We start from the raw sequence: 13,779 nt of genomic DNA on the forward strand, positions 1-13,779 counted from the left end.
GCGGACGGCTCATTCCCATCCGGATCGGGCTTGGGGTTGCAGGGCAGCCTGGGCGGACGGCAAAAGCACATTGAATTGAGATCCCGCTCCCGGTTTGCTGAAGACGTCGATATAACCTTTATGGTTTTTTACGATCCCATAGGTCGATGCCAGCTCCAGGCCGGTTCCCTGGCCTTCCGGTTTGGTGGTGAAAAAAGGTTCGAAAATCTTTTTCCGGGTATCGGCGTCCATACCGTGGCCGGTATCGCGAACGGAAAGCATGGCATACCGGCCGGTAACGATTTCGTAGGCGCGATCGTCACTGGCGGTCAGGATGGTGTGCTGGTTTCGATACACAGATGGCCGCCGGTGGGCATGGCGTGCACCGCATTGATTACCAGGTTCAGAAGCACCTGTTCGATTTGTGTGTGATCGCCATTGATCGTGGGCCTGTCGGAACTGAGCCGGGTTTCGATGTCGATCATGCCGGTGGGCATGACTGAACATCTCAAGGCTCTCCCTGACTAGGTGATTCAGATCGATCAGGCTGATTTCCGTCTGTCCCCCCCCGGGCGTAACCGAGCAACTGGCCGGAGAGCTTGGCCCCCCGTTCTACGATTTGACCGATGATGGCCAGCCTTTTCTGGTGGGGGCTGCGGTCGGAAAGTTGGTGGCGAATGATTTCCAGATTGCCTTGAATGCCAGCCAGCATGTTGTTGAAATCATGTGCGATCCCGCTTGCTAAAGTGCCGATGGCCTCCATTTTCTGAGAATGGATCAGTTTGCGTTCGGTTTTCTTGCGCTGACGGATGTCGCGGATGCTGACCACCCGGCAGGGATGACCGGACAACTCTCCCGGCCAGGAGCGCAGTTCAGCGGGAAACCGCCGGCCGGAAGGGGTGAGGGCGGTAATTTCATAAGCATAACCATCATTGGCGGCCATCTTGCGCTTTACCGATTCGATATCTTCGGGGCTGACAAAATGATGCAGAATGTCCATGCCGATCAACTGTTCCCGCGGGGTTTCACAGAGTTTGGCCAAGGCGTCATTGACTTCAATGGCAATGCCGTTTGCATGAAATAGAATGCCTTCGGTGCTGGCCATGGAATAGAGCTGATAACGGTCGCGGCTCTCTTTGAGCGCCTGTTCGGCGGCTTTGCGTTCCGCCATTTCCTTTTTCAGGCGCCGATTGGATTCCTGCAACTGAGCGTTTTGGGCCTGTACCGTTGCGGTCAGTTGGACCCGGGCCGATTCAAGGACCGCCACGAAGGTTTTTCGGTCGGTGATGTCGTTGCCGACGCACAGCAGTTCGGTGACCTTGCCGCGGGAATCAAAAAAGGCTGAGAAAACGTCCCTAGTCGTTCCTTGGGGCTGTCTGCCGGAACGCGCGGGGCACCAGCCAACCGCTTTTGGTGATGCTGAAAACGATGCCGGAAACCATGAGCAGCATCATGAAAGCGAGATGGGATATGTCGTTGAACATTGTGAAATTGGGCGAAAAGACAACATTCGGCAAGTTTTTCAAGGTCCTGAAAATACCGGTCACGACGATGGCCGCCAACAGGAATATCCGGACATAGGCGGCCTTGCTAAGCGCATGGGACCTGCGGAACAATCCAAAATAGGTCACGATCACGTAAGCAAAGAGCACAAAAAGGACAATCGCGCCAAGGTAATGCAGGTAATGGGTGACATAAAATTTCCCCGTCCACTCCAGCCCGGGAATATCGGCGATGTAATACCGTTTGAAAATCGGCATCTGGCCAAACCCGGTCAACCCCATCATGAAAAGCAGAACAAGATAGACCGGTTTGATGACTTTTTGTTCAATATATGGCTTGGGATATCGCTTGGGTGCATTAGGCTTCATGATTATCCTCCGGGGGCTCGTCCGCGCGCCTGGCGGCCCTGATAACACGACTGACACCGGCGGCAAGGCCGGCAAATGGCGCAATCAGCATGGCTTTGGCCATATTGTCGGCATGGGCCATTTGATCTTCAACCGGGGCGAAGTGGGGTTTCCCCGGCCCTTTGTCGACGGATCGGTTCAGGGTTTCAAAGGGAACCGGGGACAAATAGATGGTGTTCGTGCCGCCGTTTTCCTTCTCTCCGTAAATGTAGGCCCCTTCCTCGTTGGCGATACGATGGGCTTCCGCTATGATTTCCGAACGCGGACCGATGGTCTGTACTTCTTCCGGGCACTGTTCGATACAGGCTGGCAGCTCACCCTGGGCAATGCGGTTGTAGCATCGGTCGCATTTGTACATCACCCCGTTGCCGGCAAAGCTGGGCAGCAGATCCAGATAGAGCCCGACACCGGTCTGCCGCTGGGGGATATCCCAGGGACAGACGACCTGGCACTTGCGCCCGCCCAGGCAGATATCCGCGTGAATCAGGGTGATGCCGTTTTTCAGTTTGCGGGCGGCCCCCCAGGGACAAAGGTCCGCGCAAGGCGGATTCTGGCAGTGCATGCACCGTCGGGGGAAAGAGATTTCCTGTTCCTCGCCATCGACGACAACCGTGGCCCACTGGATGAAAAGCCAGTTGTAGGGAGTCAGGCGGTCGCGCACCTCCCGTTTGTCTTCTCCCGACCAGTCGGCCACCTTTACCCGGCTGGGGTACATCTTGGGAAACGGTTTCTCCGGCTCGGGGTATTTGGCCGCGTTGACCTCCCGGCACGCCTCGACGCATGCCTCGCATCCGACACATTTTCGAATGTCGATCAGGGTTGCCAATTCGCCGTCATTTTTTGTCTGGGCGGCCGCAGGCAGGGGAACCTGGCTGGCGCAGGCAGCGCCGGCCGTCGCGAGCCCGGTTTTAAGAAACGATCTTCTCGTCAAAAGCGTCATGCAAAATGCCTCCTCTTTTTTTCTTTGGCACTTTGGATATAAAAAAATTGGATCGGTTACAAAATATATCCGCAACATCCCAAGCTGGTTTGTTGAAAGCCGGACTTTTTTTTGTGCCTGTGCCGGTCCTTACCACTATGAGCCTCATGGGCCTGGGGACGATGCCCTCGAATCACCCCCTGTCTTTTGTCCCTCTTCAACCTCATCCGCCAGGTGGCCGCCTGTCTGAATGACGAGGCCGTCATCGTTACCGATGTGGGGCAGCATCAGATGTGGACCGCCCAGGCCTACCCCTTTTCCCGACCCGGTCAGCTTTTGACCTCCGGAGGCCTTGGCACCATGGGGTAATGTCTCACATCTGCGGCCTGTTTTCTCGCCGTGCTTGCAACGTTCAAAAAATTCTCTGCCTTCCGCTTGGAGACGGCAAAGAGATCCGGATTTGGCTGACCCTGGACGGCGGTCACCCCTTGGATCAAATCGTGAAACAGGTAATGAAAATAGAGGATGCGCAGGATTTTCATTCGTATTCAAGGCGGGCTTTTTTACGCATAGTGGGGCTATGTGTGGAAAAGCCCAACGCAGAAGACGGATGAAAAGACAAGCAGGCGGGTATATTCTTTGACAGAAATCGCCTTACCACCTATCACAACATTTGACAGGCGCTACCAGCGTAGATTAATCTCAGATCATAGGTAACCAAAGCAGAATCCACGGGTAATTCAGAAGCGCCTGACTGTGGATATCTATGCATTTCCCATTCAAACCGATATGATATAATTCATATTGATTGCTGTTGCTGATTCCTGCCTGCCAACTCGAGAAGATCGACTGATGACATTTTAAATTCATGATCGATTGTGGGTTGCCGTCCGTATTATAAACAATTTCTTAAAGTTAAATTCGTTACAGTAAGAATTGGAGACATACGAATGGTAAGGAAACCGACATATGAAGAATTGACAGACAGGGTTAGCGCATTAGAAACAGAATCCAAAAGGTTAAAACAGATTGAGGAAGTGTTCCGTGAAAGCGCTGAAAAATACCGCATTATGACCAATACGTCCATGGATGGTTTTGCAGTAGTAGATGTTGCCACCATCCGCTTCCTGGACGTGAATGAGTCATTTAGCCACATGGTTGGTTACAGCCGAGATGAACTGCTTACAATGACTGTTTCGGATGTTGATGCCTTGGATACACCGAAGGAGGCTCGAAATCGACTCAATAATACCATTGCCGTTGGCATGAACAGATTCGATTCCCGTCATCGCTGCAAGGATGGGCGCGTTATTGATGTCGAAGTCAGTAATACATTTCTACCCCAAAGCGGGCACATTCTGGTCTTTTTACGGGATATCACTGAACTCAAGCAAACTGGGGAGGCGTTGAAATCAAGCCAGAAAAGACTTGAGGAGGCCATGGACCTGGCGTTTATGGCGCATTGGGAACTTGATGTGCCCAAAAATATTTTTACTTTTAACGACAGGTTCTTTTCCCTCTATGGTACGACTGTAAAGATTGAAGGTGGCTACCAAATGCAAGCTGACATGTATGCCGAAGAATTTGTTTATCCAGAAGACCGGTACGTCGTAGCTGAAGAAATAAAAAAGGCTATAGAAGCCACCAATTCAGATTTTGAGTCACGTCTGGAGCATCGAATCGTTCGTAGAGATGGAGAAACTCGTAATATTATTGTAAGCTTCGGAATATTGAAAGATGCAGACGGCAATACTATTAAAATCTATGGGGTAAATCAAGACATCACCAAGCGGAAGCGGGTAGAAGAAGACCTCCGTAAGAGCGAGGAAAGATTCCGAATTTTATCTCAGGCCGCTTTTGAAGGAATAGTTATCCATAACAAAGGATATATCATCAATGCAAATGACCAATTCTATGAGATGTTCGGTTACATGCCTGAGGAATTGAAAGGTATAAATGCGATTGAACTTGTTGCGACTTCTGATTCAATAGAAAAAATAAAGGAAAAGATAGTTTCCGGGGCGACGGGTCCTTACGAAGCGATAGGGATTAAAAAAGATGGAACGCAGTTCCCAATGGAAATACGAGCAAGGTTAATGGAATACAATAGGCGAACTGCCAGAATTAGCGTCATCAGTGATCTTTCTGAAAGGAAGGCCGCGGAGAAAGAAAATAAAGAGCTTGAGTCCAAGCTTCAACAGGCACAAAAAATGGAATCCATTGGAACTTTAGCTGGAGGGATCGCTCATGATTTCAACAATATTCTGTCATCAATAATTGGTTTCACCGAGCTTGCACTTGATGAAACGCCAAGTGGCACAATAGTAGAGGACTGCCTGCAGGAAGTGTTTTCGGCTGGAAAACGGGCAAAAGATTTGGTGAACCAGATTCTTGCCTTTGCCCGACAATCAGATAAAAGAATATGCCCTATTCAATTGGTTGAGATAATAAAAGAGACTTTAAAATTAATCCGTTCCGCCACACCGACTACCATAGAGATACAGCAGGATATTAAAAGCGATTCAATTATTATGGGTAACGCAACCCAGGTTCATCAGGTGTTGATGAACCTATGCACAAATGCAATCCATGCTATGGAGGACTCTGGCGGTGTTTTGAAAGTGAGCCTGAAAAATGTAGTTGTAGATAAGGAGGACTTGTTAACTGGCATGAACCAGGGATCCTATGTTGAAATCAAGGTGGCGGATACTGGCGTTGGGATCGCTCCTGAATTGATCGAATCCATTTTTAATCCCTATTTCACAACCAAAGAAATAGGCGAGGGAACCGGCATGGGGCTAGCTGTGGTACATGGTATCGTCAAAAGCTACGGTGGTAAAATTTCCGTTGATAGCCAATTGGGGCGAGGGACAACATTTTCTATCTGCCTACCCGTCATTAAAAGACCTAAAACCCTTCGAGCAAACGAAATAGAACAGTTGCCTTCAGGTACAGAACGAATTTTATTCGTAGACGATGAATCGCCCATCGTCAAAATGGGTAGCCGGATCCTTGAAAGTATAGGTTATACGGTAACTACTCGTACCAGCAGTATAGAGGCGTTGGAGCTATTTAAGTCGAAACCAGATTCCTTCGATCTTGTCATCACGGACATGACAATGCCGAATTTGACCGGAGACAAACTGGTAACTGAATTGATGAAGATAAGGTCTGATATTCCCGTTATTCTTTGTACGGGCTTCAGTAAAAAGATTTCATATGAAACAGCTTTGGAAATTGGCATCAAGGCGTTCGCCTACAAGCCGATGGTTAAAGCAGACCTGGCCAAAACTGTCCGGAAAGTATTGGATGGCGTAAAAGGCAGGGCTCAGAAATAAGTATTCCATTCATAGGCATTGGTAGCGCTGTTCCAATTAGCGGGTTAGGATCGGGGATGAAATTAATTGGACGTAATTGCGCCGGGCTTGTGTTCGTCTTCAAGGCGCATCAAGGGTTGCATACTGGGAGTATGTGGCCGTTAATGCAACGCGGAAGACGGGCGCAAGAACAAGCAATTCTGTTCAATTAATAAAATTCCCGATCCTTAGGACCGTCTTTGATACGAATGATAATAACAGGCAACAGCGGTAGCGGAAAGGCATGGTTGGCCGGAAGGCTTGTCGATCCTACCGGCGGCCCGGTAATCTATCTCGACCATATCTTCTGGGAGCCAGGTGTGTTCGGACAAACAAAGAACGCCGCAGACTATGTCCTACAGCAATAAATTTTGAACGGTTTCAACCAGCTTACGGCGATCAAACGGTTTCGACAAGACGCAATCAGCACCGATTTCCTTGGCTTCATCAAGGTAAGCATCGGGAGTCAGCACCAAGCCACCCGACATTGCGACCACCTTGGCCATACCGTTTATTGCCTTGATTTCCCTGATGGCGGAAAGACCGTCTTTCTCGGGCATGATGATGTCGATCAAGACAAGATCAGGCGATTGGGTGTTGTACATAAAAAAGCCTTCTTGCCCATTGCGGGCCTCGGCCACATAAAAGCCTTCTTTTTTCAAGACCATAGAGACGAATTTCCTGATTTTTTCATCATCGTCTACAACTAAGACCGTGCTCATGAAACTACCCCCTATTTCGGCCCTGAGGCCGATCAGTCAGTGTTCAATCAAAACCTCTTTGTTTCTGAAGAGACATATCGGCCATTGGAAGAAAACCATTATCGTTTTAAATGCCATCAGACGCTGCACGTCCTCCCAGTTTGGCCCTTTAGGAAGCCCTTCTCGAGTATAGAGCAGAGGCGATTCAATGGCTGTGGCAATCCCCGGATTACACCAGCCCTGGCTTTCGGCATAGCGAAAGAAGCTACGTAAACTGCTGGCCAAACTGGATAATGACGAGCGTGTCCAGCCGGTGTTCCCTTTTGCCTCAATGAAGGCATCCAAGTCAGCGATCGAAATCATGTGTAGCGAGTTTTTGTTGGGAGGCAAGCTATCGAAAAACCAAGCCATACGCTCACAACGAGTCGAGACGGTTACGGGTGACAACCCTCTTTCCTCGTATAAATGCTGAGCGAAAGCGGCAATCTGGGCCGTAAAGGGACGCTCCACCTCCCGGGGCGCTTCAAAGCATCCGAGACTACGCACCCACGCTTTGGCGATATGGATAAACAGTTGTCGAGATCCCTGAGAATTTTGCTCACGCTCTGAAGAACGCTTAAAGCGCATTCGAGTATCTATGGCCAGTTCAATATCACGTGTTGTCACTGTACCATGGTCGATGTCGATACGGTGCGCTATCGACAATAGCACCCAGGCAATTTTTTGCAGCATGCTGCGTGAATATCCACTTCTTTCACATTGCTTGAGGAATAGCTTTCGGGCTTTTAACAGAGGACCCTCGCGGTAACGGGCCAAGATAGTGGGGCGGGTAAACAAGGTTTCAAACATGATAGCCTCCTTTTAGGGGGTAGACGGAGGCCCATCATGGGACAGAAAATTATGTGGTGCAATTCTGTTTGATGTCAGCTGATGGTAGCGTTCTTCCTATGAAGCGCCACATAAATTTGGACGCCACATAATGATAGGGCGAATACGCCAAGGTCGTTTGATGGCCGATGCCCAACCGTTCCAAGCCCCGGCGGGTTTCTTCGGCGAGCATGGCCGCCACATAATCGGTCATCAATGCCCGTGGCAATCCTCGTTTCATGAATGACTGGGATAAGCCATGGATCAGGCACTCCGCCGTTTCGGCCAGATACAATTGCAAATGACAGCAAAGCCGCGAGTGATCGTCGATGATGGCCAGCGCCACGGGACGGTGCCATGTGCCTTTATTGTCGAGGATTCTAATTTTTGCCTGGTGAAAATCCAAGTGCCAGAGGCCATGGACATGGGACACTTCGAAACCGCGGACCTCACGGTTTTGGCGCCGCTTTGCCGCTATCAGTTGTCCATCGGTGGGTTGTGCCGGTTCATTCGTTTTCAGCCAACCATTTTCGCGCATGCACCGCAGCACGGTTTTGTAACTGGGCACCTCTCCCAGGCAGGGTTGCTCTTTGGCCGTCGCCTTCAGGTTGTCATAATGCTGATCCATCGGTTGGGATCGATAGGGTGCCGGTAACATTTTTGGGCTAACTGACTGATCGCCTGTTACAGCTGCCCTCTTGATGGCGGGCAGGACAACAGCTCACCGATGACAGAAAATCGAAACTGTGCCCAGCGCTGCCACATGGGCAATTGAGGCTCGCTCATGGGATCACTCCTTTCGATTCGCTTCCTCTGGCCTCCCCCATGGAGACAAACAGGGTCGAATCGAGGGTTCGATCCTTGTAGCGGATTACCTCGGTTTTGACATCGGCCGATCTTCTGCGTGAAGCAGAACCTGATTTTTGGTGCCTCAGCGATCGAGACCGTCATGGCCCCAGGGCAAGGGTTTGCAAGCAGTTCACCAGTGCTGTCCCGGGGGCTTTGGCGGCACGTTCAAATCGGTCCAGTAACGCTTTGGGAAGATGACTGGAAAGGATCGGTGGAATCAGGTGCCCGGCCAGACGCCGGTAGTTGATGGTCTGGGGAAACAATTCTTGGAAATAGTGTTTCCAGCGGTTGACGGTGGAACGCCACGGTCCGAAAAGGCCTTTAATTTGCTCCAGGGTACGGTCCGGATTTCGTTCTTGTCGAAGGGCGGCGACGATAAAAAGCACCGGTGCCCAGTATACCCGGCGCCCCCAAAACCGAACCGATGGGGGCAGGACACGGCGCCTGCAGCCTTCACGACCACAGCACAGGCTATATCGAAGGCCAAACACCTCATCCAGATCAGAAGGGCCGCCCCGAGGCTTTCGTGGATAATTGGCGTAGTGCAACGGCCCCCCGCAATAGGGCAACGGCGGATTCGTGTCTGCTCTGCTATCTCAAAATCTATCTGGTGAAGAAGGGAAAATAACGATTTGTGATTGAGGATATCTGGTGGTATCATCGGCTCTGCCATTTATGGTTATTGTGGCAGGAGCCTCCTACTACGACCCTGGCCAAGGAACGCGAGGGGGCTCCATCTTTTTTCCCTCACGGTTCTTGTCCATTTTAAGCTGTTTTTCCATCATTTTTCGTGGCCGCACTCAGCAGTATCGTGATGATAATCGTTTTTATGGGACTGACAGCCCGGCCCTGGTTGGGTTTGACAGCCGCCCCAAGGGATTCGTCCCCAACGAGGACCAGGGATGGGCCATGCACACGATCCAGCTGCCGGATGCCGCGTTCCAGCAGCGCACCCTGGCGGTGGTGGAAACGGTGAACCAGCGCCTGGCAAAAATGCCCGACATTCGCAACTGGGTCGCGGTGCCGGGGTATTCCCTAATGGATGATGCCATCATCCCCAATGCAATGTATTCGACACCCTGCAGGTCACCATGGGGTCGGTGTACGTCAATGATTTCAATGATAGACAGTTGCTTGATAACCACCTGCGTGTTATTCAGACTCTTATACCGCAATGTACCGTTGGAAAAAGCAGGAGAAAAAGCATGAACAGTGATGGACAGTCTGTAGACCTTTCCACTGAAAACGGTGAATCATTTTCAATTACCACCTTAAATCTATTGAATAAAGATTCCTGGGAGACCTTAAACGAATCCGCAGATCTATTTTTTAAATCGCTTAAACTTGGAAGGGTCCGCGGCGTAGTCAGCATTGTCGACTTCCCGAACTCCGGGAGCAAAGACGATTCTGAGTATATACAATTAATTCAGGAACTGATCAATCGTGATATCATGGTGACAATATCCATCGGTGAGACCGTGGGCATAAACATGGCAGGAATGATAGGACCGGACTTCTTTCAACGTGCAGGCGACGGCATTGCAGAATTCTGCAATTTTATAGGGATACTGCCGGTCCTGTATATCGGCAGTACGATAGATAAATCCGATATCCTTGATTTCTACAATGGGCTGGCACAGCATGCTGCAGTGGAAAAAATAAATTTACCGATTGCTGCAATTTCACCAAGCCGGTATGAAGGGCAGATTGAAAGCCCTGGTGCTGTTTTTACTATGGAAGACGGTCCTGCAAAGACAGTTGATCTTATCGATGCGCATATACACGATAAACGGCTGGGAATCCAGTGGTGTGATCGCTGCGGTGGCCGTTTCTCACCCTTTTCTTAGGGGAAGTGGTTTAGATTAAATTGGACGGGTGTCTTCCATGGATTCCAGTGCTGCAAGATCTGAAATGAAAACTTTGCTTCGGTCGAGCCTTTTAATCAGTCCCTCCCGGGAAAGTTCATTTGGCTCATCGCGGATTAGTGTGATTCTTCCCTATGATAAAATTCATGGATTTTTATCCATTTACTTCCGAAAATGAAGTTTGAGGTCGAACAGTAAAAAAAAATAGGGAGGAGTGATTGATGAACTTTGCCGACATGTTGGACAAAAACGCACACTGTTTTCCTGATCGACCTGCCATCATCGAAGGTGACATCACCATCAGCTTTTCCCAACTCCATCAGGATGTGAACAAGGCCGCTTCAGCCATGGTAAAGCTGGGGCTGCAACTTGACGACCATGTGGCGTTGTGTGCCCCCAATGCTTATGCCTGGGTGGTCATTTATTATGCTGCCATCAAGGCCGGTGCCGTGGCGGTCACCTTTTCCTATCTGTTGAAAAAGGGTGAACTGACCAAGATTTTGGCCGATTGCCGGCCTAAAATATTATTTACCAGTGATGATAAACTGAGTGATATGGGAGACCAACGGGATGAATCTCATTTGTCCATCGTGGTCTGTAATAACGGAGATATCTCTTTCCCGTCCCTGCTTGAAAAAGGTGACCGGCAATTTCCCACGGTTAATCGTCACCGCGACGACACGGCCGCCATTTTATACACCGGCGGGACCACTGGGACCCCCAAGGGGGCGATGCTCTCCCATCAAAACCTGAAATCCTCCATCTTCAATATCGCCCATTATGAGCGCTGCACCATGGATGATCGCGCCCTGTGCTTTTTGCCGCTGAACCATGTGTTCGGACAGGTCCATATAATGAACTCCACCATATATAGCTGCGGCGCCACCATTCTCCAGCCGGCCTTTGACATGGACCAGGTGCTGAATGCCCTCACTAAATACAAAATCACCAAATTTTATGCCGTCCCCACGATTTACATTCGGTTGCTGGGGCTTCCGGACTTGAAAGAGACGTTCAAATCCATCCGATACTGCTTTTCCGCAGCCGCCAGCATGGCCCTGGAGGTGGTGCAGGCGTGGAAAGAAAAAACCGGTCTCGATATTTATGAGTCGTATGGCATGACGGAGAGCGCCGCCATGGTGACATACAACCATTTTTACCGCCATAAGGTGGGCTCTGTGGGAACGGTGGTGAACATCGTCGAGGTTGAAATCCGGGATGACGGCGGCAATGCCCTGCCTCAGGGAGAAAAGGGCGAGATATGCGTGTGCGGCCCGAATATCACCAAAGGGTACTTGAATCATCCCGAAGAGACCCGGGACGCATTCTGGGGCGATTGGTACCGTACCGGCGACATCGGTATCTTTGATGAGGAAGGCTACCTGTTTATTGTGGATCGGCTCAAAGACATGATCATCACCGGCGGAGAAAATGTATATTCCCGTGAAGTCGAGGAGGTGCTCTATACCCACCCGAAAGTGTTTGAGTGTGCCGTGGTGGGCTTGCCCGATGCCGAATACGGAGAGCGCGTCACCGCTTACATCATTCCCCAGCCTGGCCAGCATATCGACAGCGTGGTTTTAAAGGCCTATATGAAAGAGCGCTTGGCCAGTTACAAGGTGCCCAAGGCCTTTATCGAAGTTGACGAATTGCCCAAAAGCAGTGCCGGCAAACTGGTGAAACGCGAAATCCGGAATACCTATACCGCACCGAAACCTTGATGCCTTGTAGGCAACTGAGTTGGAGAGTTCTTTTCCTTAAACCATGCAACGCATAATTTCATGCCCGTTATCTTATGTAGTTTTTTTATTTATTCCGTATAGATTGTGAATCTCAACGCCATCATTTTTTTGCCAAACGTATTCATTATCTTATTACCTCCCTTTCCTATCTTTGGTTTGCCCTTGAAACCGAAAGAAACACTTGACTAAAGTTACATACATTAGCAGAACAGGTCGTTATCCGTATCCTCGGTTGAATCTGCATGCCACTGATACTTTTTATATCTAGAATCTGTAGGAGACCTCCCCAAAAAATTCTCTGCCAGCAGCTTTTTTACTCAGATAATAGTCTTCATCGAAAATGTTATCCACAGATTCACTACCGTACACATTTTACAACACCTTGATCTAATGAGAAAAATTTTGCAGGTCTCGTTTATCCCTCTGGTGAAATGTCTGCAAGTCATCAGGTATTGGTCCGTTATGAAGTGAGAACGGCAAACCTCGCACCGCGAGATAGGTTATCATCCTGAGGCCAAGCTGAAACAGGCTGAGGTCACATCGATCCGAACGATGGATCTGTTTGTACAAGCCAGTCGAAAAAGCGAGAATCCCAAAAAAAAATGACCCATAAGTATGCCAGGCAACTGGCCATCATCAGTCGGGTTAACCGCTTGGGACAAGAAAGATGGCTCTTGGCGATATTGAACCCTCGGCTTTTTTGATCACTGAAAAACGTTTCAATCGTAAAGCGCTTCGCATAGTAGTCGCATGCTTTTTCAGCCGATTTAAAATTGGTTACCAGGAATATGGGCTCATTGTGATCGCTCCCCCACCAGGCCACCGCAGTTACCGGGCCATATTTTTTGTTGGTGAACTGGCAGTTTTTCATCCCTTTGCAATGGCCCTTGGGCAGTATAGTGGCAAGGATGTCGATCTGAAAAGATTCATTATCGGCGTAGATGGTAATATTATATGCCGTGCGGCAAACATATTTCCACCCAAACTTGGCCAGTGTTTGCTGAAGCGTTGTGCCGTCAAACTCACCATCTCCCAGAAAGATTACCTGACGAGTGGATTCGGGGATCAATGGATGCAGTTTCTTTACCACCTCAACATGCATGTCTTCAGGCAGATGGCCTTTTTTACCCTCAACGATTTTGAAGGCTAGTGGCAACGCGCGGCCATTGTAAATCAAACTGATCATCAAACAAATACACCCGCGTCCAACCAGACTGCCGTCAATGGCCAGGACGATTTCTTCAAGACCAAGGTGGGCCAATACGTTTTGTATGAAGGGTAGAAAGTAGGTTTGCTCGGTAACCTTTTCGTTGATGAGCAGGCGCTTGATGCGTTTTTCGGTGCTGGGCACTTTAATATTTTCGGGTACATTGAGTGCGATCTTTGGTAACTGGGTTTCTTTGCCGATAATGATGCCCGTGATCATTGTTGCTAGCGTGTTCATGTTTCTCAGGAGATTTCCTTTGAGTTCCACCGGGTAGAAAAGTTTGACAAAATCGTTGACTTTTCTATAAATCGATTTGCAGTCATTCATAAGGCCTCCATATTATAAGAGATAATCGTGGAAGCCTAATATATAAAATGACTGGTG

General features: G+C 49.5%; 15 protein-coding genes and 1 pseudogene. 6 read left to right on the plus strand and 10 right to left on the minus strand.

Annotated features, from left to right (window positions below):
• Nucleotides 1-9: 9 nt before the first annotated feature.
• From GN112_RS32715 to GN112_RS32730, 5 genes are all read right to left on the minus strand, one after another.
• A complete protein-coding gene (locus GN112_RS32715) occupies nt 10-336 on the minus strand; it encodes a sensor histidine kinase (protein WP_162459228.1) in 327 nt (108 codons plus the stop codon).
• Complete coding sequence (locus GN112_RS33730) at nt 309-491, minus strand: hypothetical protein (RefSeq protein WP_162459229.1); 183 nt, start codon at nt 489-491, stop codon at nt 309-311. Before GN112_RS33730 ends, GN112_RS32715 begins: the two co-directional genes overlap by 28 nt.
• Nucleotides 488-1,246, minus strand: a complete 759-nt coding sequence (locus tag GN112_RS32720) for a PAS domain S-box protein (protein ID WP_155313959.1) — start codon at nt 1,244-1,246, stop codon at nt 488-490. Before GN112_RS32720 ends, GN112_RS33730 begins: the two co-directional genes overlap by 4 nt.
• An 88-nt stretch (nt 1,247-1,334) precedes the next feature.
• Nucleotides 1,335-1,850, minus strand: a complete 516-nt coding sequence (locus tag GN112_RS32725; RefSeq protein WP_155313960.1) for a FeS-binding protein — start codon at nt 1,848-1,850, stop codon at nt 1,335-1,337.
• Complete coding sequence (locus GN112_RS32730; protein ID WP_155313961.1) at nt 1,840-2,829, minus strand: 4Fe-4S dicluster domain-containing protein; 990 nt, start codon at nt 2,827-2,829, stop codon at nt 1,840-1,842. Before GN112_RS32730 ends, GN112_RS32725 begins: the two co-directional genes overlap by 11 nt.
• A 186-nt stretch (nt 2,830-3,015) precedes the next feature.
• Between GN112_RS32730 and GN112_RS35585 the strand changes: the two genes are divergently transcribed.
• The 3 genes from GN112_RS35585 to GN112_RS32745 all read left to right on the plus strand — a co-directional run bounded on the left by GN112_RS35585 (nt 3,016) and on the right by GN112_RS32745 (nt 6,146).
• Nucleotides 3,016-3,177 carry a thiamine pyrophosphate-dependent enzyme gene (locus GN112_RS35585; protein WP_231717199.1) on the plus strand — a complete coding sequence of 54 codons (162 nt, stop codon included), beginning with the start codon at nt 3,016-3,018 and terminating at the stop codon, nt 3,175-3,177.
• Nucleotides 3,177-3,422, plus strand: a complete 246-nt coding sequence (locus GN112_RS35525; protein WP_155313963.1) for an ACT domain-containing protein — start codon at nt 3,177-3,179, stop codon at nt 3,420-3,422. The genes GN112_RS35585 and GN112_RS35525 overlap by 1 nt, the downstream gene beginning before the upstream one ends.
• Nucleotides 3,423-3,758: 336 nt before the next feature.
• A complete protein-coding gene (locus tag GN112_RS32745; protein ID WP_155313964.1) occupies nt 3,759-6,146 on the plus strand; it encodes a PAS domain-containing hybrid sensor histidine kinase/response regulator in 2,388 nt (795 codons plus the stop codon).
• A 374-nt stretch (nt 6,147-6,520) separates the two neighbouring features.
• Here GN112_RS32745 and GN112_RS32750 read toward each other — a convergent pair whose 3' ends face one another.
• The 4 genes and pseudogenes from GN112_RS32750 to GN112_RS32765 form a co-directional block, all read right to left on the minus strand.
• Nucleotides 6,521-6,886, minus strand: coding sequence for a response regulator transcription factor (locus tag GN112_RS32750; RefSeq protein ID WP_155313965.1), 366 nt, complete (start codon nt 6,884-6,886; stop codon nt 6,521-6,523).
• A 36-nt stretch (nt 6,887-6,922) separates the two neighbouring features.
• Entirely contained in the window at nt 6,923-7,714 is a 792-nt protein-coding gene (locus GN112_RS32755) for a site-specific integrase (RefSeq protein WP_155313966.1), read from the minus strand.
• 106 nt (nt 7,715-7,820) lie between these two features.
• A pseudogene (locus GN112_RS32760) lies at nt 7,821-8,518 on the minus strand (transposase family protein); the annotation flags it as partial.
• A 161-nt stretch (nt 8,519-8,679) separates the two neighbouring features.
• Nucleotides 8,680-9,072 carry a hypothetical protein gene (locus GN112_RS32765; protein WP_231716928.1) on the minus strand — a complete coding sequence of 131 codons (393 nt, stop codon included), beginning with the start codon at nt 9,070-9,072 and terminating at the stop codon, nt 8,680-8,682.
• Nucleotides 9,073-9,490: 418 nt separating this feature from the next.
• Here GN112_RS32765 and GN112_RS33735 point away from each other — a divergent pair, with 418 nt between their 5' ends.
• From GN112_RS33735 to GN112_RS32775, 3 genes are all read left to right on the plus strand, one after another.
• Entirely contained in the window at nt 9,491-9,790 is a 300-nt protein-coding gene (locus GN112_RS33735; RefSeq protein WP_162459230.1) for a hypothetical protein, read from the plus strand.
• Nucleotides 9,787-10,428, plus strand: a complete 642-nt coding sequence (locus GN112_RS32770) for an anaerobic carbon-monoxide dehydrogenase catalytic subunit (protein ID WP_162459231.1) — start codon at nt 9,787-9,789, stop codon at nt 10,426-10,428. Before GN112_RS33735 ends, GN112_RS32770 begins: the two co-directional genes overlap by 4 nt.
• 239 nt (nt 10,429-10,667) lie before the next feature.
• Nucleotides 10,668-12,167, plus strand: coding sequence for a class I adenylate-forming enzyme family protein (locus GN112_RS32775; RefSeq protein WP_155313968.1), 1,500 nt, complete (start codon nt 10,668-10,670; stop codon nt 12,165-12,167).
• 556 nt (nt 12,168-12,723) lie between these two features.
• Here GN112_RS32775 and GN112_RS32780 read toward each other — a convergent pair.
• Nucleotides 12,724-13,722: a transposase gene (locus GN112_RS32780; RefSeq protein ID WP_155309800.1), complete on the minus strand. Its 999-nt coding sequence runs from the start codon at nt 13,720-13,722 to the stop codon at nt 12,724-12,726.
• Between the last annotated feature and the right edge of the window lie 57 nt (nt 13,723-13,779).

Source organism: Desulfosarcina ovata subsp. ovata (genome assembly GCF_009689005.1).
Classification (GTDB): domain Bacteria; phylum Desulfobacterota; class Desulfobacteria; order Desulfobacterales; family Desulfosarcinaceae; genus Desulfosarcina; species Desulfosarcina ovata.

What these genes read in the sequence shown, in the direction of transcription:
- GN112_RS32775 (WP_155313968.1), top strand. Translation starts at nt 10,668, where the DNA reads ATGAACTTTGCCGACATGTTGGACAAAAACGCACACTGTTTTCCTGAT.
- GN112_RS35525 (WP_155313963.1), top strand. Translation starts at nt 3,177, where the DNA reads ATGTCTCACATCTGCGGCCTGTTTTCTCGCCGTGCTTGCAACGTTCAA.
- GN112_RS32730 (WP_155313961.1), bottom strand. Translation starts at nt 2,829, where the DNA reads ATGACGCTTTTGACGAGAAGATCGTTTCTTAAAACCGGGCTCGCGACG.
- GN112_RS32770 (WP_162459231.1), top strand. Translation starts at nt 9,787, where the DNA reads ATGAACAGTGATGGACAGTCTGTAGACCTTTCCACTGAAAACGGTGAA.
- GN112_RS33735 (WP_162459230.1), top strand. Translation starts at nt 9,491, where the DNA reads ATGCACACGATCCAGCTGCCGGATGCCGCGTTCCAGCAGCGCACCCTG.
- GN112_RS32750 (WP_155313965.1), bottom strand. Translation starts at nt 6,886, where the DNA reads ATGAGCACGGTCTTAGTTGTAGACGATGATGAAAAAATCAGGAAATTC.
- GN112_RS32725 (WP_155313960.1), bottom strand. Translation starts at nt 1,850, where the DNA reads ATGAAGCCTAATGCACCCAAGCGATATCCCAAGCCATATATTGAACAA.
- GN112_RS32745 (WP_155313964.1), top strand. Translation starts at nt 3,759, where the DNA reads ATGGTAAGGAAACCGACATATGAAGAATTGACAGACAGGGTTAGCGCA.
- GN112_RS32780 (WP_155309800.1), bottom strand. Translation starts at nt 13,722, where the DNA reads ATGAATGACTGCAAATCGATTTATAGAAAAGTCAACGATTTTGTCAAA.
- GN112_RS32755 (WP_155313966.1), bottom strand. Translation starts at nt 7,714, where the DNA reads ATGTTTGAAACCTTGTTTACCCGCCCCACTATCTTGGCCCGTTACCGC.